This window comes from Terrabacter ginsenosidimutans, assembly GCF_039539425.1.
Lineage (GTDB): Bacteria > Actinomycetota > Actinomycetes > Actinomycetales > Dermatophilaceae > Terrabacter > Terrabacter ginsenosidimutans.
The window spans coordinates 150,235-170,703 of record NZ_BAABDC010000005.1; the positions used below are offsets into that span (position 1 = coordinate 150,235).

Consider the following 20,469-nt stretch of genomic DNA (forward strand, 5'->3'; position numbering starts at 1 on the left):
CGGGGCGCGCGCCTCAGAGCTTGACGAGGGGGGCGTAGCGCAGCAGGAGCCGCTTCGTGCCGGTGTCGGCGCCGAAGTCGACGTGCGCCATCGACTTGTCCCCGTCGCCCTCGACCCGCACGACGGTGCCGAGGCCGAAGGAGTCGTGCGTGACGCGGTCGCCGGACTGGAGCGAGATGACCGGCCGCTTGCCGGCGCTGCGCACCCCGGGACGTGCGGCCAGCGTCGCCACGGCGGGGCGGTCCGAGCCGCGCGCACCACTGAACGACGGGCCGAGCCGCTGCCAGTCGAGCAGGTCGCCGGGGATCTCGTCCAGGAAGCGCGACGGCGGGTTGTACTGCGGCGCACCCCAGGCGGACCGGACGGCCGCGCGGGAGAGGTAGAGCCGCTCACGGGCCCGGGTGATGCCGACGTAGGCGAGGCGCCGCTCCTCCTCGAGCTCCTTCGGGTCACCGAGCGCCCGCATGTGCGGGAACGTGCCGTCCTCCATGCCGGTGAGGAAGACGACGGGGAACTCGAGCCCCTTCGCGGTGTGCAAGGTCATGAGCGTCACGACGCCCTGCGCCTTGGCCTCCGGCCCGTCCGGGATCTCGTCGGCGTCGGCGACGAGCGAGACCTGCTCGAGGAACTCCTCGAGCGCGCCTGCGGGACCGACGTCCTCGGGCTCGACGCCCGGCGCCAGCTCGCCACCGGACTCCTCGAGCTCCGTGGCCCGGCGGTCGTCGTACTCCTGGGCGACCGCGACGAGCTCGGCGAGGTTCTCGACCCGCGTCTCGTCCTGCGGGTCGTGGCTGGCGCGCAGCTCGGCGAGGTAGCCGCTCTCCTCGAGGGTCATCTCGAGCAGGGCCGCGACGCTGTCGTCGGCCTCGTAGGAGGTGCGCAGCTTCTCGAGCAGCGCCGTGAAGCCCTGGATGGCCGCGACGGAGCGCGTCGCGATGCCCGGCGCGTCCTCGGCGCGGCCGAGCGCCGCGACGAACGGGATGCGCTCACGCTCGGCCAGGGCCGCGACGCACGCCTCGGCCCGGTCGCCGATGCCGCGCTTCGGGGTGTTGAGGATGCGGCGCAGGTTGACCGTGTCGGTCGGGTTGGAGACGACCCGGAGATAGGCCAGGGCGTCCTTCACCTCGCGCCGCTCGTAGAAGCGCGTGCCACCGACCACCTTGTAGGGCAGGCCGACCCGCACGAGCACCTCCTCGATGGCACGGCTCTGCGCGTTGGTGCGGTAGAAGACCGCGACGTCTCCGGGCTTGACGCCCTGGTCGGCGAGGTCGTCGATCTCCTTGGCGACGAAGGCGGCCTCGTCGTGCTCGTTGTCGCCGACGTAGCCGGTGATCATCGCGCCGTCGCCGGAGTCGGTCCAGAGGTTCTTGGCGCGGCGCCCCTCGTTGCGGGCGATGACGGAGTTGGCGGCGCGCAGGATGCGCTGCGTCGAGCGGTAGTTCTGCTCGAGCAGGATCGTGCGGGCGTCGGGGTAGTCCTGCTCGAACTCGAGGATGTTGCGGATCGTGGCGCCCCGGAAGGCGTAGATCGACTGGTCGGAGTCGCCGACGACGCACAGCTCGGCCGGCGGCACGGCGTAGGCGCCCTCCGGCCCCTTCACCTCGCCGACGAGCTCCTTGATCAGCTGGTACTGCGCCTGGTTGGTGTCCTGGTACTCGTCGACGAGCACGTGGCGGAAGCGACGACGGTAGTACTCCGCGACGTCGGGGAAGGCTTGCAGGATGTTGACGGTCATCATGATGATGTCGTCGAAGTCGAGCGCGTTGGCCTGGCGCAGACGGCGCTGGTACTGCGTGTAGGCGTCGGAGACGGTGCGCTCGTAGTGGTTGCCCTCGGTGACCTGCGCGGCGTAGCTCTCCTCGTCGATGAGGTCGTTCTTGAGGTTGCTGACCTGCGCCGAGAACCCGCGCGGCGGGTAGCGCTTCGGGTCGAGGTCGAGATCGCGCAGCACGAGGCTCATGAGGCGCTGGCTGTCGGCCGCGTCGTAGATCGAGAACGTCGACTTCATGCCGACCTTGGCGGCCTCGCGACGCAGGATGCGCACGCAGGCCGAGTGGAAGGTCATGACCCACATGGCGCGGGCTCGAGGGCCGACGAGCGCCGCCACGCGCTCGCGCATCTCGGCCGCGGCCTTGTTGGTGAAGGTGATGGCGAGGATCTGCCCCGGCTGGGCGCCGCGCTCACCGAGCAGCCAGGCGATGCGGTGGGTCAGCACGCGGGTCTTGCCCGACCCTGCACCGGCCACGATGAGCAGCGGGGTGCCCTCGTGGACGATCGCCTCGCGCTGCTGCGGGTTCAGGCCCTCGAGCAGCACGGCCGGGTCGAGGTCGGGCCGGCCCTGCGGCGCGCCCGACACGCCGCCCTGGGCGGCGGCCTCGGCCCACGTCGGCACGCCCTGCTCGGTGACGTCGCCGCCGCGCCCGGTGCGCGTGGGCCCGCCCGCGGGCGCGCCCTGACCGTGCTCGAAACCGGGAATGGGGAGGTCGTCGAAGAGCGTGCTCATGATCGACCAAGCCTACGTCGAACCGCCCACAGCGCCGGACCACGACGCACAGTCGGCCCGGCCGGGAGAGGATGGCCGCGTGAGCGACTCCCAGATCCGCGAGGCCACGGCCGCCGACGTCCCCGACCTCATCCGCCTCGTCCAGGAGCTGGCGACCTACGAGAAGGAGCCCGAGTCCGCGACGGCGACTCCCGAGCAGTTCCGGGACGCCCTCTTCCCCGCCCAGGGCGACCCCACGGCATACGCCCTCGTCGGGGTCCGGGAGGGCAGGATCGTGGCGATGGCCCTCTGGTTCCGGAGCTTCTCGACGTGGACCGGGCAGGCGGGCATCTGGCTCGAGGACCTCTTCGTCGAGCCGGAGCATCGCGGCGACGGCCTCGGCAAGGCGCTGCTCGCCCGGCTCGCGCAGCTGTGCGTCGAGCGCGGCTGGACCCGGCTCGAGTGGTCGGTGCTCGACTGGAACACGCCCTCCATCGACTTCTACCGCGCCCACGACGCCCGCTCGCTCGACGACTGGACGACGTTCCGTCTCGACGGCGACGCGCTCTCGCGACTGGCGGGCCCGTAGGTGCGCCGCGCGTCGCGTCGGATGGGCTCCGCCGACGTCCTCTGGCTCACGATGGACCGCCCGACCAACCTCATGGTCATCGTGTCGGTCGTGATGCTCGAGTCCGTGCCGGACTGGGACCGCGTGCTCGGACTGCTCCGCACCCGGATCCTCGAGCCCTACCCCGTCTTCAGCCAGCGACCGAGACGACCCCGGCACACCGTAGGTCTCTACCGCTGGGAGGACGACCCGGACTTCGACCTCGAACGACACGTCGTCCGGACGACCCTCTCACGCAAGGGAACCGGGGCCGAGGCCGACGCCGAGCTGCAGGCCTACATCGAGGAGCAGCTGCCGCGGCCGTTCGACCAGACGCGGCCGCTCTGGGAGGTGCACCTCGTCGACGGGCACGGGACCGGTGCCGCGCTCGTCTTCCGCATCCACCACGCGCTGGCTGACGGGATCGCCCTGACCCGAGTGCTGCTCGGGCTCACCGAGGACGCAGACGGCGTGCCGGGAGATCTCGTCGGACCGCCGGCCACGACCGACCTCCCGACCCTGCCCGTCACCGGCCCCCTCGGCGAGTCCGCGTCGACGGGAGCCGTCGCCTCCGGCCTGCGGCTCGCGCGGGCCACGACTCGATCCGCGTGGGATCGCCTGCGGTCCAAGGGAGCCCGGGCCGCGGTGACGGATGCAGCCATCCTCACCCTGCGCACGGGTCAGGTCGTCTCCGACCTGCTGCTGACCACGAACCCGGCCAGTGCGGTGGGCGGCGTGCCGGGCCAGCGCAAGCGGGTCGTCTGGACCCAGCCGCTGCCCCTCCCGGGCCTGAAGCAGGTCGGCCGGCTCGTCGGTGCCACCCTCAACGACGTGCTCATGAGCGCGGTCGCGGGTGCACTGCACGTCTACCAGGACGAGCACGGTCGTGACCCGGTCGACCTCGTGACGATGGTGCCGGTCAACGTGCGCCCGCTCGACGAGCCGCTGCCCCGCGAGCTCGGCAACCGCTTCGCCCTCGTCTTCCTGCGCTTCCCGAGCCGTGATGCCACGCCGCTCGGCCGACTGGCGCTCTCCAAGGCGCGGATGGACTGGCTCAAGGCCTCCCCCGAGGCCGCGCTCACGTTCGCCCTCATCTCCGTCATCGGCCGCTTCCCCGCTGCGATCGAGCGCCGGGTCGTGGACTTCTTCGCCAACAAGGCGATCGGTGTCACGACCAACGTCGCCGGCCCCCGCGAGGTCCGTCACCTCGCGGGCGTGCCCGTGACGGGCGTTCTGGGCTGGGTCCCCGGGTCCGGACGGCACACGCTCGGCTTCTGCATCGTCACCTACGACGACGCCGTCCGCATCGGGATCATGGCCGACGAGTCGGTCGTGCCCGACCCCGAGGCCCTGCTCGTGGCCCTCGAGGACGAGGTGGCGCTGCTCGTGCGCATCGGTGCCGCCGGGCCCACCGCCCCGAGACGCCGGCCGCGCCGGTCGTAGGCTGGCGAGCATGATCCGAGCGACCAGCGTCTTCGTCTCCGAGCCCGGCGACCGCAGCGTCCTGCAGGTCCGCGACCACGACCTCCCCGACCCGGCCGAGGGCGAGGTGCAGGTCGAGGTCGCCGCCGCCGGCGTCAACTTCATCGACGTCTACAAGCGACAGGGCGTCTATCCCGTGCCGACGCCGTTCGTGCTCGGCGAGGAGGGTGCCGGCACCGTCACTGCCGTCGGCCCGGGCGTCGGCGACGTCGCCGTGGGCGACCGCGTCGCGTGGTGCCAGGCGTCCGGCAGCGAGTCCACGGTGGTCAACAAGCCCGCCCGCCTCGTCGTCCCCGTCCCCGACGGTGTGGACCTCGAGGTCGCTGCAGCCGCCATGCTCCAGGGGCTCACCGCCCACTACCTCGTGACGAGCACGTATGCCGTGAAGCCGGGTGACGTCGCCCTCGTGCACGCCGCGGCCGGCGGAGTCGGGCAGCTCCTGGTGCAGATGGTCACCGCGCGCGGCGGCGTCGTCGTCGCCACGGCCGGTTCGGACGAGAAGCTCGACATCGCCAAGTCGCTCGGCGCCCAGCACCTCATCAACTACTCGACGGTCGACGACCTCGCCGGCGCTGTCCGCCGGGCCGCCGGGCGCGGCGTCGACGTGGCCTACGACGGTGTCGGGAAGTCGACCTTCGACGCCTCACTCGCCTCGCTGCGCCCGCGCGGCATGATGGTCCTCTTCGGCGGTGCGAGCGGGCAGGTGCCGCCCTTCGACATCCAGCGCCTCAACAGCGGCGGGTCGCTCTTCCTGACGCGCCCGACCCTCGCGCACTACGTCGCCGAGCGCGAGGAGTACGAGTGGCGCGCGGGCGAGGTGCTCGGCGCCGTCGCCGACGGGTCGCTGAAGATCGACGTCGGCGGACGCTACCCGCTCACCGAGGCGGCCACGGCATACGAGGCCCTCGAAGGTCGACGCACCACGGGCAAGCTCATCCTGGTGCCCACCGCATGAGCCGCACGCTCTTCCGTCACGACCGCATCTGGACCGGCGACGCCGAGAACCCTTGGACCGACGCGCTGCTCGTCGAGGACGGCCGCATCGTCGCGACCGGCGCCGAAGCGGTGTCGGCGACCGGAGGCGCGGACACCGTCGACCTGCCCGGCGCCGTGGTCATGCCCGGGCTGCACGACGCGCACATCCACACCGAGTGGCTCTCCCGCGACCTCTCGTCGGTCGACCTGCGCGAGGCGCGGTCGCTCGAGGAGGCGCTCGAGCTCGTCCGCGCCCACGCGGAGAGCCTGCCCCAGGGCGAGTGGCTGCACAGCGGACGATGGAACCACAACCGGTGGGCCGTCCCCCAGCAGCCGGACCGGCATGCCCTCGACTCCGTGTCGGGCGACCGGGTGGCGGCACTGTCGAGCGTCGACGGTCACACCATCTGGGCCAACTCCCTCGCCCTGCAACAGGCGGGCATCACTCGAGACACCCAGAACCCCGTCGGCGGCGAGATCGTGCGTGACGCCGACGGCGAGCCGACCGGCATCCTCCGCGAGTCTGCCCAGGAGCTGCTCGACGTCATCCCCCGCGACGAGTCACCGCTGCGACCGTGGCTCGAGCGCTGCCAGGAGTGGCTGCTGTCGGTCGGCCTGACGAGCATCACCGACATCGACGGCGAGGACGCCCGGGCCGCCTACGCCGAGCTGCACGCCGACGGGGCGCTGCGCCTGCGCGTCACCGAGTGCACCCGCGACCCCGACCTCGAGCCGGCGATCGCCGAGGGACGCCGGTCGGGCCAGGGCGACGAGGTCTTCCGCGTCGGCCCGGTCAAGTTCTTCAGCGACGGTGCGCTCGGTTCGCACACGGCCCACATGACCGAGCCGTTCATCGGGCACGAGGGCTGCGGCATCGCGGCCATGCCCTACGAGGTGCTCCTCGAGCGCACCCTGCTCGCGGCCCGCAACGGCCTCGACGTCGTCACGCACGCCATCGGCGACGAGGCGAACCGCCTCGTGCTCGGCACCTTCGAGGCGGTGCGTGCAGAAGGGCTCGACACGCGGCTGCGCGTCGAGCACGCCCAGCACGTGCTCCCGGTCGACATCCCCCGCTTCCGGGCCCTCGACGTCGTCGCCTCGATGCAACCGAGCCACTGCACCGCCGATCTCGAGCTGGCCGACGAGATCATCGGCCCGCGCCGCCTCGCGTCCTATGCCTGGCGCAGCTTCCTCGACGCCGGCGTGCGCGTGGCCTTCGGCTCGGACGCGCCGGTCGAGGACCCCAACCCGTTCTTCGGGCTGCACGCCGCCGTCACGAGGCAGCGTGCCGACGGCCAGCCCATCGGCGGCTGGCGGCCCGAGGAGCGGGTCACCCTCACCGAGGCCGTCCACGCCTTCACGGTTGCGGCGCACGAGTCGGTCGGGCGCACCGACGTCGGGCGCCTCGTGCCCGGCCAGCTCGCCGACCTCGTGGCGGTCGACCGCGACCTGTGGGCTCTGGAGGAGTCCTCCCCCGCCGCCATCCGTGACACGGTCGTGCTGCAGACGTGGGTCGGCGGCGACCTCGCCTTCGAGCGGGGCTGAGCCACCCGGCATACGCCCTCGGCGCCGACCGACGACCGTTGCTCACCAACACCCGGCGACGCGCCCGCGCGACACGCGGGAAGCCCGGTCAGGAGCGACCAATGGTCGTCGGTCGGCGCAGCGCGCCCCGACGGCGCATCAGGTCACCGCCCAAGGTCAGGTCCTGTCGGTTCGCCGCGCGGCGCAGGACGGACACGACCCAGTCCTGCTGGAACATCGCCTGCACCCACGAGACCCGGATGACCAGCCAGCCATCGAGGACGAGCTCGTCGTAACGCCAGCAGTCGGCGTCGATGGCCCTCTCACTCGTGTGGAACTCGTGGCTGTCGCCCTCGACGACGAGTCGCAGCTCGCGGTCGACGAGGTCCGGACGGATCCGCCGGCCGGCGACACGAAGTCGCACCTGAGGCTGGAGTCGCAGTCCGGGCACGTCGAGTGAGATCGCCCTGATGACCGACTCGAAGGCGTTGGCCGGGCGGTCGCTGGCGAACCACGCCACCTCGAGCGCGGCGTCCCGACCGCGTCCGGGCAGGCTGTCGGCGGCGCGCATGAGGTCCGCCTGCGTGGCCAGCCCCGAACGCAGCGCCGAGTCGGCGACGGCAAGCGCCTCGTCGAACGGAAGCGTCGTCGCACAGTCCATCACCGTGCGCAGCGGTGTGGTGCGCCAGCCGTCGACGTCGCAGGCCGCGAGCCGCTGCCACCGGACACGCGCCAGCGCCTGGTCACCAGCGCTGACCTTGCGCCCCCTGGGCACGACGAGCTCGGGACGGTCTGGAGGCGTCTTGAGCGACCAGCCGTAGGAGGCGGCGGCACTTCGGAGTCCGACGACCGCGGTCAGCCGATGGGCCTCGGCGCGGGCGCTGTCGACGACGTCAGGGAGCACGTAGCGGCCACGGGCCACGCGACGGATGCTGCCGGCGCGCAACGCCTGGTCGAGCGCCGCCCGTCCGGCCACTGCCTTCAGATGGCCGTGGTCGGCGACCCCACCGGAGCGACGCATCGCGGTGATGATGTCCATCGCGGCAGCGTGCCCGTGGCGGCCTCGCTTGCGCCGAGGTCATCCACAGGGTCCGCAGCCGCCGAACGACCGTTGGTCGCCGACACCCCGCGACACGCCGCTACGACCCGCGGGAAGCGCGGGCAGGGGCGAGCAGTGGTCGTTCGTCGGCGGTGTTCGTCGGTGGCGCCGCGCGGGGCGGTCAGCCGGGGACGACGGCGAGCAAGAGCGTCGCGAACCAGGTGAGTCCTCCGACGACGAGCAGGAAGATACCGATGACGGCCATGTTGCCGGCGCCCTCGGCACGCGACACCTGCCGCCGCCGGCGTCCGACCACGACGAGGACCAACCCGGCGACGAGCCAGACCAGACCGATGAGCAGACCCGCGAGAACGCCTGCGTTCCAACGCATCTCAGCTGCCCACCCCGGCACGGAGCGTCGTCACCAGATGGCCGCGACGAGGACGTTGACCACGGCCCCGCCCCCGGCCAGGTCGAGCAGGTTTCCGGTGTCCTTGCCCTTGCGGCCTCGGGCGGCGCCGATCTCGGCGGCGGCCAGCACGACGAGCGCGATGACGAGCTTGACCGCGATCTTCGAGTTGTTGACCGTGTGGTCGTCGTCCTTGATCGCAGAGGCGATGCCGACGAGGGCGAGACCGGTGACGAGCTGCGCCCGCGCTCCCCAGACGATCGGCGCGATGACGGTGCGGCCGCTGCGCACCGCGATCCAGCCTCCGACGATCGCGGCCATGCCGAGCAGGTGAAGGGCGACGAGGAGGTTGTAGACGAGGTCCATGGCCGACATCCTACGGAGCGTCGTACGTGGCTCGACCCGCCCCCTCCACTCAGCGCGAGGACGGTGGCACGAGCGCGTGGAGGGCAGCCAGGTGCCGCCACGACGAGGTGAGCCGGTAGTCGCCCAGCCGCTCGGCAGGCACCCACCGCGCGTCCGACGTCGTGCCGCCGACGTCGTGGATGACGACGTCGACAGGTTCGGGACACGTTGCGGCATAGACGATCCGCACCGCGTGGAAGTCCTCGAGCACCCCCGACGGCGCCCGACCCACCCAGTGCTGCGACTGGACCGTGAGGAGCTCACCGAGCTCGATGCGCTGCCCCGTCTCCTCCCAGACCTCACGGTGCACGCCCTCGACGGGTGACTCACCGTCGTCGAGCCCGCCGCCGGGCAGCCCCCAGTCCCCGGCCACGTGGGTCTGGGAGTTGAACTGGGTCAGGAGCACCCCCCGCTCACTCGTGACGACGGCGTATGCCGCGACCCGCTGGAACGGCTCACCCACCTCGTCGTCGCCGACTCCCGCGTCACGCGGGACGTGCTCGAGCCGAGGACGTATGCCGTCCAGCTCGCGCACGCGGTAGCCGACCTCGAGCGTCCCGTCGTCTCGCACCGTGGCAAAGACCGGTGACTCGATGCGCCAACCGGCGGCTCCGAGCACGACGTCCGGATGGTCTCCGTGGCCGAGTCGCGCCTCCGCCACGCGCTGCTCGTCCGCGTCGAGGGCGACGACGACGAGGCCGCCGGGGACGTTGGTCCTCATCGCGGCCTCACCGGCGCACCAGCCCGACGGCGCGTTCGTACTCCGCCACGGCGAGGGCAGCGACGTGTGACCACTCCTGCGCGGGCGGGTTGGCGACGTTCCAGTCCCTCATCCGGGCGACCTCCCCAGGGTCCTTGGCCAGCCGCGCGATGGCAGAGGACATCTGCGAGTCGCTCGACACGACAAGGCCGTTCACGCCGTCACACACGAACTCGCCTACACCGGAACCGGATCGGCCGATCACCGGCAGCCCGACGGTCCGCGCCTCGAGGGCTGCGATCCCGAACGACTCGAGACGGGCCGGGGACAGGTAGACGTCGGCGGCGGCATACAGCTCGCGCAGCGCGTCGCGCGGCACCCGGCCGGGGAGCGACACCCAGTCGAGGCGGCGCTCTCGCACGAGCGCCTCGACCTTGCGCCGGTCGGGCCCCTCCCCCAGCACGGTCAGCGAGACGGACCCCGCACCAGCGGTCTTCTCCGCCTCCGCCACGAGCTCGACGAGCGCCGCGGGGCGTTTGCGGGCCGCGAGGCGCATCGCGGTGACGAGGCGCAACGGACCCGGCTCGCGCGCGACCGCGCCGCCGCTCCAGCGCGTGACGTCGATGCCGTTGGGGAGGACGCCGACCGAGGAGCCGGGCCCGACGAGACTCCGGAGCGGCTCGGCGGCGACGTCCGAGACGGCCGACATGGCCACGCCGCGCGATGCCCACCCGCGCACGAACCGGGCGGCCCGGAACACCGGGGCCACGCCGGCGAGCATGCAGTGCCACGTCATGGCCGTCGGCAGGCCGAGTCCGACCGTGACGCGCGTGCTGTCCCAGGCGAACGGTGAGACGACCCCGGTCTGGACGTGGGCCACGTCGAAGCGACCGGCGACGAGCCGCCGGCGCAGCTCAGCGGGGGCGAACGGGTTGACGGGCAGCTCCCACGGCATCCGGGCCGCGAGCCGGTGGACCGGCACTCCGTCGACGACCGTGACCGTCCCGTGCATCTCGCCCTCGGCACCGCGCGTGGCCGTGAACACCTCGACCTCGTGGCCGGCGGCCTGCAGGTGCTGCGCGAGGTCGTGCGTCTGGACCTCGATCCCGCCCAGCCTGGGCAGGTAACAGTCGGACAGGAGCGCCACCTTCACGGAAGACACTGTGCCATGGGCCAAGATGGGTGACTGTGCCGCACACGCTCCTCGCCTTCCACGCACACCCCGACGACGAGGCCCTGCTGACCTCGGGGACGATGGCGCGCGCCGCCGCGGAGGGCCACCGGGTCGTCGTCGTCGTGGCGACCGACGGCGAGCTCGGGCTGGCGGCGAGCGAGTTCACCGGCCAGGGTGCGCTCGCCGCGACCCGGATGGACGAGCTGCGCGCGAGTGCCAAGGCCCTCGGCGTCGCACGCGTGGAGCACCTGGGCTACGCCGACAGCGGCCTCGGACCCGAGGTCGCCCCGGACCCGCCCGGCAGCACCCGCTTCGTGCGCGCCGACGTCGAGGAGGCGGCCCAGCGGCTGGCTGCGATCCTGCGCGAGGAGCACGTCGACGTGCTCCTCCACTACGAGCCCAATGGGGGCTACGGCCACCCCGACCACCGACAGGTGCACCGGGTGGGTCGGCGCGCGGCCGAGCTGGCCGGCACGCCGAAGGTCCTCGAGGCGACGGTGCCGCGTGACACCATCTGCCGCGCCATCGACCTCGCCGCCACGGTCTACCGCTTCCCACCCGAGTTCGACCGGGCGGCCTTCGACCGCGCCTTCTCGGCCCGCAGCGAGATCACCCACCGCATCAACGTGCGCCGCCACATCTCGGCCAAGCGGGCCTCGATGCGCGCGCACGCCTCGCAGGCCACCGCAGACGGTGGGGCCGACCGCACCCTCGCCGCGTTCCTCCGGATCCCACGCCCGTTCTACGACCTCGTCTTCGGGCGTGAGTGGTTCGTCGACCGCTCGGCCCGGCCCGGAGACCCGATCCGCCGCGACGTCTTCGACGGGCTCGCCTGACGCGGTTCGTGGCCTTTCGACGGTGGGGCACGGGCCGTTCGTGGCCTCTCGACGGTTGGGCATGGGCAGTGCGTGGCCTCTCGACGGTTGGGCACGGTCCATTCGTGGCCTTTCGACGGTTGGGCATGGGCAGTTCGTGGCCTTTCGACGGTTGAGGCGGGGAGTCTGCGTATGCCGGGTGGCGCCGCCTGTGACTCCTGTCCCCAACGCCGTCTGCCGGGTCCGGGGCGGCGGATGATGGAGGTGTGACCTGGTGGCGCGGCCGCTCACCGGCGGTCTTCTTCGTCGCGTCGGCGATCCTGCTGGCCGGCGGCGGGATCGCGGCCGCGCTCGGCTCGGACGCGGTGTCGCGAGCCCTGTGGGTCTCCGCGACCGTGCTCGGGCTGGCGCTCTCGCTGCTGTGGACCGTGCGGGCCGTCGTGGAGCGCCGGGCCACGGTGGACGTCATCGCCGTCCTGGCCCTGGCCGGTGCGCTCTGGGTCGGGGAGGACTTCGCCGGCGCCATGGTCACCCTGATGCTGGCCAGCGGGCGGCTGCTCGAGGACCGGGCCTCGGCGCGCGCCGACCGGGAGCTGCGCCTGCTCGTCGAACGCACCCCGCGCACGGCCCGACGACGCTCCGGCGACCGCGTCGACGGCATATCGGTCGAGGAGGTATCGCCCGGCGACGTGCTCGTGGTCGGCACGGGTGAGGTCGTGCCGGTCGACGGCCGGCTGCTCGCCACGGGCACCTTCGACGAGTCGGCGCTCACGGGCGAGCCGATGCCCGTGGAGCGCCCGACCGGCGACGACGTCCGCAGCGGGGTGGTCAACGCCGGTCCCCCGGTCGACATCGTCGCCACGTCCTCCGCGTCGGAGTCGACCTACGCGAACGTCGTCCGGCTCGTCGAGCAGGCACAGGCCACGTCGGCGCCGTTCGTGCGCACGGCCGACCGCTTCGCCGTGCTCTTCGTGCCGTTGACACTCGCGCTCGCCGGAATCGCGTGGGCCGTCTCGGGATCCGCGGTGCGCGCCGTCGCCGTGCTCGTCGTCGCGACTCCGTGCCCGCTGCTGCTCGCTGCTCCGGTGGCGATCATGTCCGGCCTGTCGCGGGCGTCGCGCATCGGCGTCGTCGTCAAGGGTGGTGCTGCCCTGGAGGCCCTTGCCGCCGGCGACGTCGTGCTCTTCGACAAGACCGGGACACTCACCCACGGCCGGCCGGAGCTGGCCTCGGTGGTCACCGCGCCGGACGCCCCGCCGGCCCTCGACGTGCTGCGCCTCGCGGCGTCCCTCGACCAGGTCTCGCCCCATCCGCTGGCGAGCGCGCTCGTCGGTGCAGCCCGCCGGCGCGCCCTCGACCTCCAGCTGCCGACCGACGTGCACGAGGTCCACGGCTACGGTCTCCAGGGGCTCGTCGGCGGCACCGAGGTCCGGCTGGGCAAGGCGCGCTGGATCGTGGGCGAGGACGACCCCGCCTGGCTCCGGCAGGTGCGCCGGCGTGCCGCGCTCGACGGGTGCCTCACGGTCTTCGTCGCCGTCGGCGGCCGGCCGGCCGGGGCCTTCCTCCTCGAGGACCCCGTGCGACCCGACGCGCCGCGCATGCTGGCCGCCCTGCGCGAGGTCGGCATCCGGCGCACCGTCCTCGTCACCGGCGACCGGGCCGACATCGCCGAGACGGTCGGGCGCATCGTGGGTGTCGACGCGGTGCTGGCCGACCGCGACCCCGCCGACAAGCTCGCCGCGATCCGCGAGGAGTCGGCGGCCGCACGCACCATCATGGTCGGCGACGGGGTCAACGACGCCCCCGCCCTCGCGGCGGCGGGGGTGGGGGTCGCGCTCGCAGCGCGCGGGGCGACGGCCTCGTCGGAGGCCGCCGACGTCGTGCTCACCGTCGACCGTGTCGACGCGATCGCCGACGCGATCCTCATCGCCCGCCGGTCGCGCCGGATCGCCCTCGAGGCGGTGCTGGTCGGGATGGGCCTGTCCCTCGTGGCCATGCTCGCCGCCGCCGTCGGGCTGCTGCCACCCGCGGCAGGTGCCGTGCTGCAGGAGGGCATCGACGTGCTCGCGATCGGGATCGCGCTGCGGGCCCTCCTGCCGAGCCGCCTGCACACCGTGCCCATGTCCGAGGAGGACATCGCGACGGCTCGCCGCCTCCGCAGCGGGCACGACGGCGCCATCGCCGCCGTCGAGCAGATCCGCACCGTCGCCGACGCCCTGCGCACCCGGGACTGCCGGCTGGAGCCGGTCCACGAGCTCCTCGCGCGGCTCGAGGGCGACCTGATCCCCCACGAGCGCGCCGACGAGGACGAGCTGATGCCGCTCGTGGACCGGGCGCTCGGCGGCGCGGCCACCGCCACCATGCGCCGCACGCACGCCGAGATCGAGCACCAGGTCTCGCGGTTGCGCCGGCTCCTCGACGGCATCGACCCCGAGCACGTGACGCCGGAGGACGTCACGGAGCTGCGCCGGCTGCTCTACGGGCTCTACGCCGTGTGCCGTCTGCACAACAGCCAGGAGGAGGAGGGCGCCTTCGCGCTCGTCCCCCCGGGGCCGTCCCCGGCCCGCCGCACCGGTCGGCGTCGTGCGTCCGGCTGACCCCACCGATGGCGTATGCCGTGTGCTGCCAACGATGCCGGCCGACCTCCCGGCCGGCAGAGTCCGCGTCGTCGCCGCAAGGGGCGACCGGCACGCCGCCGACACCACCGCCATACTGGGCGTGCCGCGCGGGGCGGCAGCAGCGGACCGGCGACGGAGGCTCGGATGACGGCGGGACTGGAGCACACGTGGGTGGCCCACTACGCCGAGGGGGTGCCGGCCGAGATCGACCCACCCATCGGCTCTCTCGTCGACCTGCTGACCGAGGCCGTCGCCACCTACGGTCCACGACCGGCGCTCGAGTTCTTCGGCGCCGAGGTGACCTATTCGGAGCTGGGACGCCGAGTCGAGCTGGCGGCCGAGGGGCTACGGCTCCTCGGCGTCCGCGCCGGCGACCGGGTGGCCCTCGTGCTGCCGAACTGTCCCGAGCACATCGTCGCCTTCTATGCGGTGCTCCGGCTCGGGGCCGTCGTCGTCGAGCACAACCCGCTCTACACCCCGACCGAGATGGCCCACCAGTTCGGCGACCACGGCGCGACCGTCGCGGTCGCCTGGGACAAGGTCGCCGGAGCCGTCACGCAGCTGCCCGACCTCCAGCACCGCGTCCAGCACGTCGTCGCGGTCGACATCACCGCCTCGATGCCGTGGGCGAAGCGGGTGGCGCTTCGGCTGCCCGTGCGCCGGGCGAGGGAGATGCGGGCCCAGCTCACCGCGCCGTCCACCGGGACGACGCCGTGGTCGGACCTGCTCGCGCACGGCCCGCTCGACCCGTCCGTGCCCGGTCCGAGCGTCGAGGACCTCGCGGCGATCCAGTACACGAGCGGCACGACCGGCCACCCCAAGGGCGCCATGCTGAGCCACGGCAACCTGCTGGCCAACGCGGCGCAGGGGCGGGCCTGGGTGCCGGGCATGCGGCCCGGTCAGGAGGTCGTCTACGCCGTGCTGCCGATGTTCCACGCGTACGGCCTGACTCTGTGCCTGACCTTCGCCATGAGCACGGGTGCTCGGCTCGTCCTCTTCCCGAAGTTCGACGTCGACCTCGTGCTGGCCGCCGCCAAGAAGCACCCCCCGACGTTCCTCCCGGCCGTCCCGCCGATCTACCAGCGGCTCGCCACTGCGGCTCGTGAGCGCGGGGTCGACCTGACGGCAACGCGGTTCGCGATCTCCGGCGCCATGGCCCTCCCCCGCGAGACCCTCGAGCTGTGGGAGGACGTGACCGGGGGTCTCCTCGTCGAGGGCTACGGCCTCACCGAGACCTCACCCGTCGCCATCGGCAACCCCATCGGGAGCGAGCGCCGACCGGGCGCGGTCGGAGTCCCCTTCCCGAGCACCGACATCAGGGTCGTCGACCCCGACGACCCGACGCGTGACCGGCCCGTCGGCGAGCGCGGCGAGCTGCTCATCCGCGGACCGCAGGTCTTCGGCGGCTACTGGGGCAAGCCCGAGGAGACGTCGGCCGCCCTGCTCGACGGTGGCTGGTTCCGCACCGGCGACATCGTCGTCGTCGACGCCGACGGGTTCGTGTCGGTCGTCGACCGGATCAAGGAGCTCATCATCACCGGCGGCTTCAACGTCATGCCGTCGGAGGTCGAGGCCGTGGTGCGCACCGTCCCGGGCGTCACCGATGCCGCGGTCGTCGGGCTGCCCAGACCCGACGGCAGCGAGGACGTCGTGGCCGTCGTGACGACCGAGCCCGGCGCCGAGGTCGACGTCGAGGACGTGCGGGCCCGGTGCCGGTCCGACCTCGCCGCCTACAAGGTGCCGCGCCGGGTCCTCGTGGTCGACGAGCTGCCGCGCTCGCAGATCGGCAAGGTGCTGCGCAAGCAGGTGCGCGACTCACTCATCGGGGGCTGACCACGTCCCCTGACGGGACCACCGCCCGAGGACACCCCACACGCCGACGCGGCCACACGGCATACGCGAAGAGCCCTCAGGCAGAGGGCGTCTCGAAGACGATCGCCATCGGCGTCTGCTCCGAACCCTGCCCGAGCGGGTTGTCCGCGAACATCAGCTCGTAGCGCTCCTTGGTGCCCGGCGCGTCCTTGCCGAGCACGTTGCGGCCGATGTCGTTGGCGTCCATGACGACGGTGCCGCCAAACGTGTCACGGTAGGCCTCGGGCACCCGCGCCCGGATGGCCGCGGAGAGGCGCGCGGCGACGTCGTCCGGGTCCTTGGGGCCGAGCTTGGCCGACACGTTGGCCGGGTAGACGGAGTACTCGGTGGGCCCGTCGATGGCGCGGATGTCGCCCCCGACGAGGTCGTAGAAGAGACCCCGCTTGCCGAGGACCTTGCCGACGGCGCCCCCGGCCGAGGCGAAGAGCACCCGCGGGAGCCCGGCCTCCTCGATGGCCAGCTGCATCGTGAAGGGCGAGCCGAGGCCGATGCCGGCGGGCGTGCGCGTCACGTAGCGGCTCAGGAGGCGGGCCGGGCGGCCGACCTTGATGTCCCAGATGAAGTAGGACCGGCCCTGGGTGATGGCGACGATCTTCTCGGAGATGAAGAAGTACCAGCGGCCCCCGGTGGCGGCGGCGTGGTCGGGCCCCGCGTCGGGCAGACCGGCGAAGAAGCGGTCGATGTAGCCGAGCGTCTTGGCCTCGAGGTCGTCCTCACGGGCATAGAGGTCGGTGCGCAGCGGGTAGCGACGCACCGCCGTGCCGTCGGCCGTCACGAGGTCGAGCTGCTTGCGGGCGTTGGGCTCGTAGTCGGTCTTGACCGGCTCGACGTGGTCGGGGTCCTCGGGCTCGTGCTCGTCGAAGAACTCCTTGAGCCACAGCTCGAGGTTGAGCATGCGCCAGACCGTCATCGAGTCGACCGAGCTGGTGCCCTTGATCCACCCCTCGAACATGTTGAGCACGGCGGTCTGGTCGAAGTAGCGGCGGCCCGCGAACGACTCGGAGAGGAACTCGCCGTAGATGTGGTTCTTGAGGCGCATGAACCACTCGCTCTGCGGGGTGGTGGCGCCGACCTTGTCGCGGCGGTCCACGACCGAGTCGGGCAGCAGCCCGCGCATCGCGTCGCGCAGGACACGTTTGCCGACGCCGTCCTTGACGAGGGCGTCGTCACTGAGGCCGAAGACGAAGCGCACCAGGTCGCGGTCGACGAACGGCAGGCGGACGGCGACCCCGAAGCGGCGGGCGTTCTTGTCGGTGTAGCGCAGTCGGGCCGGCAGCGAGTGGGCGAACACGTCGTCGAGGAGACGGGCGCGCAGGTCGGTCTTCTCGACGTCGTAGGACTCGGAGGCGTGGTCCCGGACGAAGTCGGCAGCCAGCAACGACGTCACCGGCACGTCCTTGCGGCCACGCAGCCGGTCTCCCACGAGGGGACGACCGCGGCGGTAGAGCACGTCCAGCGAGCGGCCCAGCTGGGTGACCGCGCCCACGGCGCTGCGGCTGCGCAGCTCGCGCAGGTGGATGAGGTGGTGGGGACCGAACCCGGCGAGCGTCTCGTCGCCGCCGTGACCGTCGAGCACGACCGCGTCGCGCTCGGCCGCCTCACGCAGCACGCGGTACTGCGTGTAGGCGCCGGCGGAGACGAGCGGCTCCTCCTGGGTGCGCACGAGGTCACGCAGGTCCTGCTTGAACTCCGTCGGGGTCGGCTCGACCCGGTGCTCCTGCACGCGGTTGCCGAGCCCTGCCACGACCGCGTCGAGGTGCTTGCGCTCGTCGTTGTGCGAACCGGGGTAGACGGCGGACCAGGTGTCCTGCGTGCCGTCCGCGGCCGATCGTCCCGGCTCGTGCTCGACGACGTCGAGGAGCGCAGCGATGGCTGCCGAGTCGAGCCCACCGGACAGGGAGGTGCCGACGCGGCCGGATGAGCTCGAGCGGCGCCGCACCGCGGCCGTCAGGAGGGAGCGGAACTCGGTGGCGACCGCCGGCGAGTAGGACCGGGGCGTCCGGCCGAGGCCTGCCAGCTCCTCGCGCAGGCGCGAGTAGAGGTGGCGCTCGACACCACCGGGCACGTCGGCGCCGAGGGTGACGACCTCGCCCGCCCCGACGCACTCGATGCCCGCGAAGAACGTGGCCGGACCGTCGTCGTGGACGCGGAAGCAGAGGTAGCGGTAGATGGTGCGGTCGTCGGGCCGCCGCTCGTGCAGGCCGCTGTCGAGGATGCCGCGGATCTCGCTCGCGACGAGCCAGCCGTCCCCGGCCTTGGCGAGGTAGAGGGGGCGCACACCGAACGGGTCGCGCGCCAGCGTCAGGCGCCGGGTGTCACGGTCCCAGACCGCGAGCGCGAAGGCCCCGTCGAGCCGGTCGAGGCCGTCGGTGCCCCACTCGGTGAAGGCGGCGAGCACGACCTCCGCGTCGCTGCCCACTCCGAAGTCGTGGCCGAGGGTCTCGAGGTCGGCGCGCAGCTCGGCGCGGTTGTAGAGCTCACCGTCGAGGGCCAGCGTGAACCTCCCGCCGCGGGCCACGGCGAGTCGCGCGACGTCCCCCGCCATGTCCCCCGCCCCGTCCCCGTCACGGGTCTGCGCCGCCTGCGCCGGGCGGCTCTCGCGGACCCCGAGGCCTGCGTCGCCGTCCCGTGCCGTCGCCGGGGCGCCCGCTCCCGGGTGCGTCGCCAGGAGTCGGTCGAGCAGGGCCTCGTCGGCCTCGAACCCGCAGTAGGCCGCGATTCCACACATGGCGACAACCCTAACGGGCCCTCGAGCGCCCTTCGTGCAGACACTGCGTGGCGACGGCCGCCCCGAGGTGCCAGGGCCACCGGAGCAGCAGCCAGAGCACGAGCGACCCGAGCAGGATGGACCCCACGACGTCGCTGAGCCAGTGGAAGTGCAGCCACAGCAGCGACACGGCGACGAGCAGCGTCCACAGGGCGGCGGCGGCTCGGGCCGGCGTCCGGCGCGGCGGGTGCAACCGTGCGACGAGCTCGGCCGCGACCCCGGCGCACACGAGAGCGGTGGCGGTGTGGCCTGAGGGGTAGGACCCGTCGCCGCCGAGCATGCCGGGGACGTCGGGCGCCGTGCGGCTGATGAGGCCCTTGCCCAGGAGCACCGCGCTGCTCATCAGGACCAGGGCAGGCGCTGCCAGGACCAGCGGCGCCCAGCGGCCGGTCCGCAGGCAGAGGGCCATCGTCAGGGCACTCACGACCGCGACCGAGAGCGCCGGCGTCGCCAGCTCGACGACGCCGAGGGCCAGCAGGTCCGGCACCGCCGGACCGTTGCCCCGTCCCGGGGTCGAGGCCAGGACGAGGTCGTCGAGCCGGAAGGCGGCCCCACCCCGGACCACGCTCGACGTGACGACCACGAGGCCGGCGGCGAGCACCAGCGCGACGACTGGCCCGGACAGACGACGCCACGGCGTCTCCGGCGAGGGACCCCCGGCCTCGGCCGGGTCCCGCGACGGGCGGGTGCTCGGTCGGGTCGTCATGACGACCACGGTAACGAGGCGATCTGTGCCCGGCGTCCACGTGCCGCGAACCCGGGATGAACCCACCCGCCGTACGGCGACGTCCTCGGGAAGGGGGGCCTTCACCCTCCTCGCCCACAACCCCAGGAGCACGACATGCACGCGATCTCCCGAACCGCAGCCTTCCTCGCCGGTGCCGTCATCGGTCTGTCCGCCCTCGCCGCGACGTCGAGCGCGTCGGCCGACAGCGGCGGCGTCCCGCGCAGCGACATCCTCCGCGCCCCGCTCCAGGGCAGCCAGCTCAGCGACCCGCCCCTCTTCGGGCTCGTCCGCGGCGGCGCCCCGTGGGTCATCTCCGAGGGCACGGCCCGGCTGCGTGCCGACGGCGACCTCACGGTGGAGGTCGAGGGCCTCATCATCCCGACGCGTGGCGACAACCCGCTCGCCACCCTGTCGGCCACCGTCGTCTGCAACGGCAGGGACCTGCTGACGACGGCGCCGGTGCCCTTCAGCACCGCCGGGGACGCGCAGGTCCACGCCCGCGTCGCCCTTCCCGCCCGCTGCCTGGCCCCGGCCGTGCTCGTCAACCCGCTGAGCAACGCCGGGGTCTACATCGCGGCGACCGGGCGCTGAGCGGACGATGGCGTATGCCGTGTGGCCGGCCCACGGCATACGCCCCCTCGCCTTCCCCAACCGTCGAGAGGCCACGATGTGCCCCTCCAAGCACATCGAGAGGCCACGTCTGGCGAACAGATGTGGCCTCTCGACTGCACCGGAGGGGCCAGACGTGGCCTCTCGACGGTTCAGGGGGTCAGGCGGGGGTGGTCACTCCCACTCGATGGTGCCCGGCGGCTTGCTCGTGACGTCGAGCACGACGCGGTTGACCTCTTCGACCTCGTCGGTGATACGGGTGGG

General features: G+C 72.9%; 16 protein-coding genes and 1 pseudogene. 8 read left to right on the top strand and 9 right to left on the bottom strand.

Going from position 1 to position 20,469, the window contains the following annotated elements:
- Nucleotides 1-13: 13 nt before the first annotated feature.
- A complete protein-coding gene (gene pcrA, locus ABD831_RS15750; RefSeq protein ID WP_344948631.1) occupies nucleotides 14-2,503 on the bottom strand; it encodes a DNA helicase PcrA in 2,490 nt (829 codons plus the stop codon).
- 79 nt (nucleotides 2,504-2,582) lie between these two features.
- On the opposite strand from pcrA, the gene ABD831_RS15755 reads away from it, so the two are divergent.
- From ABD831_RS15755 to ABD831_RS15770, 4 genes are read left to right on the top strand one after another with little or no spacing between them, the layout of a single operon-like run.
- The gene (locus ABD831_RS15755) at nucleotides 2,583-3,071 is read left to right on the top strand and encodes a GNAT family N-acetyltransferase (RefSeq protein WP_142178701.1); all 489 of its coding nucleotides are present in this window, start codon (nucleotides 2,583-2,585) and stop codon (nucleotides 3,069-3,071) included.
- A 21-nt stretch (nucleotides 3,072-3,092) separates the two neighbouring features.
- Complete coding sequence (locus ABD831_RS15760) at nucleotides 3,093-4,532, top strand: WS/DGAT domain-containing protein (RefSeq protein ID WP_344948635.1); 1,440 nt, start codon at nucleotides 3,093-3,095, stop codon at nucleotides 4,530-4,532.
- A 10-nt stretch (nucleotides 4,533-4,542) separates the two neighbouring features.
- Complete coding sequence (locus tag ABD831_RS15765; protein WP_344948638.1) at nucleotides 4,543-5,526, top strand: quinone oxidoreductase family protein; 984 nt, start codon at nucleotides 4,543-4,545, stop codon at nucleotides 5,524-5,526.
- Complete coding sequence (locus ABD831_RS15770; protein ID WP_344948641.1) at nucleotides 5,523-7,091, top strand: amidohydrolase; 1,569 nt, start codon at nucleotides 5,523-5,525, stop codon at nucleotides 7,089-7,091. Before ABD831_RS15765 ends, ABD831_RS15770 begins: the two co-directional genes overlap by 4 nt.
- An 88-nt stretch (nucleotides 7,092-7,179) precedes the next feature.
- On the opposite strand, the gene ABD831_RS15775 is transcribed toward ABD831_RS15770, so the two are convergent.
- The 5 genes from ABD831_RS15775 to ABD831_RS15795 all read right to left on the bottom strand — a co-directional run bounded on the left by ABD831_RS15775 (nucleotide 7,180) and on the right by ABD831_RS15795 (nucleotide 10,776).
- Entirely contained in the window at nucleotides 7,180-8,109 is a 930-nt protein-coding gene (locus ABD831_RS15775) for a hypothetical protein (protein ID WP_344948644.1), read from the bottom strand.
- Nucleotides 8,110-8,290: 181 nt separating this feature from the next.
- A complete protein-coding gene (locus ABD831_RS15780; RefSeq protein ID WP_344948647.1) occupies nucleotides 8,291-8,500 on the bottom strand; it encodes a hypothetical protein in 210 nt (69 codons plus the stop codon).
- A gap of 30 nt (nucleotides 8,501-8,530) precedes the next feature.
- The gene (locus ABD831_RS15785) at nucleotides 8,531-8,884 is read right to left on the bottom strand and encodes a hypothetical protein (RefSeq protein ID WP_344948650.1); all 354 of its coding nucleotides are present in this window, start codon (nucleotides 8,882-8,884) and stop codon (nucleotides 8,531-8,533) included.
- 49 nt (nucleotides 8,885-8,933) lie between these two features.
- Complete coding sequence (locus ABD831_RS15790; protein WP_344948653.1) at nucleotides 8,934-9,644, bottom strand: NUDIX hydrolase; 711 nt, start codon at nucleotides 9,642-9,644, stop codon at nucleotides 8,934-8,936.
- A 7-nt stretch (nucleotides 9,645-9,651) separates the two neighbouring features.
- Complete coding sequence (locus tag ABD831_RS15795) at nucleotides 9,652-10,776, bottom strand: glycosyltransferase family 4 protein (RefSeq protein WP_344948656.1); 1,125 nt, start codon at nucleotides 10,774-10,776, stop codon at nucleotides 9,652-9,654.
- Nucleotides 10,777-10,811: 35 nt separating this feature from the next.
- On the opposite strand from ABD831_RS15795, the gene ABD831_RS15800 reads away from it, so the two are divergent.
- The 3 genes from ABD831_RS15800 to ABD831_RS15810 all read left to right on the top strand — a co-directional run bounded on the left by ABD831_RS15800 (nucleotide 10,812) and on the right by ABD831_RS15810 (nucleotide 16,063).
- Nucleotides 10,812-11,633 carry a PIG-L deacetylase family protein gene (locus ABD831_RS15800; protein WP_344948658.1) on the top strand — a complete coding sequence of 274 codons (822 nt, stop codon included), beginning with the start codon at nucleotides 10,812-10,814 and terminating at the stop codon, nucleotides 11,631-11,633.
- A 245-nt stretch (nucleotides 11,634-11,878) separates the two neighbouring features.
- Nucleotides 11,879-14,209 carry a heavy metal translocating P-type ATPase gene (locus tag ABD831_RS15805; protein WP_344948660.1) on the top strand — a complete coding sequence of 777 codons (2,331 nt, stop codon included), beginning with the start codon at nucleotides 11,879-11,881 and terminating at the stop codon, nucleotides 14,207-14,209.
- Between the two features lie 165 nt (nucleotides 14,210-14,374).
- Nucleotides 14,375-16,063 carry a long-chain-fatty-acid--CoA ligase gene (locus ABD831_RS15810; RefSeq protein WP_344948663.1) on the top strand — a complete coding sequence of 563 codons (1,689 nt, stop codon included), beginning with the start codon at nucleotides 14,375-14,377 and terminating at the stop codon, nucleotides 16,061-16,063.
- 76 nt (nucleotides 16,064-16,139) lie between these two features.
- Here ABD831_RS15810 and ABD831_RS15815 read toward each other — a convergent pair whose 3' ends face one another.
- Both ABD831_RS15815 and ABD831_RS15820 read right to left on the bottom strand, forming a co-directional pair.
- Complete coding sequence (locus tag ABD831_RS15815) at nucleotides 16,140-18,830, bottom strand: asparagine synthase-related protein (RefSeq protein ID WP_344948666.1); 2,691 nt, start codon at nucleotides 18,828-18,830, stop codon at nucleotides 16,140-16,142.
- A 10-nt stretch (nucleotides 18,831-18,840) separates the two neighbouring features.
- Complete coding sequence (locus ABD831_RS15820) at nucleotides 18,841-19,575, bottom strand: phosphatase PAP2 family protein (protein WP_344948668.1); 735 nt, start codon at nucleotides 19,573-19,575, stop codon at nucleotides 18,841-18,843.
- Between the two features lie 135 nt (nucleotides 19,576-19,710).
- Between ABD831_RS15820 and ABD831_RS15825 the strand changes: the two genes are divergently transcribed.
- Complete coding sequence (locus ABD831_RS15825) at nucleotides 19,711-20,187, top strand: hypothetical protein (RefSeq protein ID WP_344948672.1); 477 nt, start codon at nucleotides 19,711-19,713, stop codon at nucleotides 20,185-20,187.
- Nucleotides 20,188-20,379: 192 nt separating this feature from the next.
- Here the strand turns inward: ABD831_RS15825 and ABD831_RS15830 are convergent.
- Nucleotides 20,380-20,466: pseudogene (locus ABD831_RS15830) on the bottom strand (GMP synthase (glutamine-hydrolyzing)); the annotation flags it as partial.
- Between the last annotated feature and the right edge of the window lie 3 nt (nucleotides 20,467-20,469).

Coding starts and splice junctions, on each gene's coding strand:
- ABD831_RS15765 (WP_344948638.1), top strand. CDS start 4,543: ATGATCCGAGCGACCAGCGTCTTCGTCTCCGAGCCCGGCGACCGCAGC.
- ABD831_RS15815 (WP_344948666.1), bottom strand. CDS start 18,830: ATGTGTGGAATCGCGGCCTACTGCGGGTTCGAGGCCGACGAGGCCCTG.
- ABD831_RS15760 (WP_344948635.1), top strand. CDS start 3,093: ATGGGCTCCGCCGACGTCCTCTGGCTCACGATGGACCGCCCGACCAAC.
- ABD831_RS15780 (WP_344948647.1), bottom strand. CDS start 8,500: ATGCGTTGGAACGCAGGCGTTCTCGCGGGTCTGCTCATCGGTCTGGTC.
- ABD831_RS15810 (WP_344948663.1), top strand. CDS start 14,375: ATGACGGCGGGACTGGAGCACACGTGGGTGGCCCACTACGCCGAGGGG.
- ABD831_RS15825 (WP_344948672.1), top strand. CDS start 19,711: ATGCACGCGATCTCCCGAACCGCAGCCTTCCTCGCCGGTGCCGTCATC.
- ABD831_RS15785 (WP_344948650.1), bottom strand. CDS start 8,884: ATGGACCTCGTCTACAACCTCCTCGTCGCCCTTCACCTGCTCGGCATG.
- ABD831_RS15790 (WP_344948653.1), bottom strand. CDS start 9,644: ATGAGGACCAACGTCCCCGGCGGCCTCGTCGTCGTCGCCCTCGACGCG.
- ABD831_RS15770 (WP_344948641.1), top strand. CDS start 5,523: ATGAGCCGCACGCTCTTCCGTCACGACCGCATCTGGACCGGCGACGCC.
- ABD831_RS15775 (WP_344948644.1), bottom strand. CDS start 8,109: ATGGACATCATCACCGCGATGCGTCGCTCCGGTGGGGTCGCCGACCAC.
- pcrA (WP_344948631.1), bottom strand. CDS start 2,503: ATGAGCACGCTCTTCGACGACCTCCCCATTCCCGGTTTCGAGCACGGT.
- ABD831_RS15820 (WP_344948668.1), bottom strand. CDS start 19,575: ATGACGACCCGACCGAGCACCCGCCCGTCGCGGGACCCGGCCGAGGCC.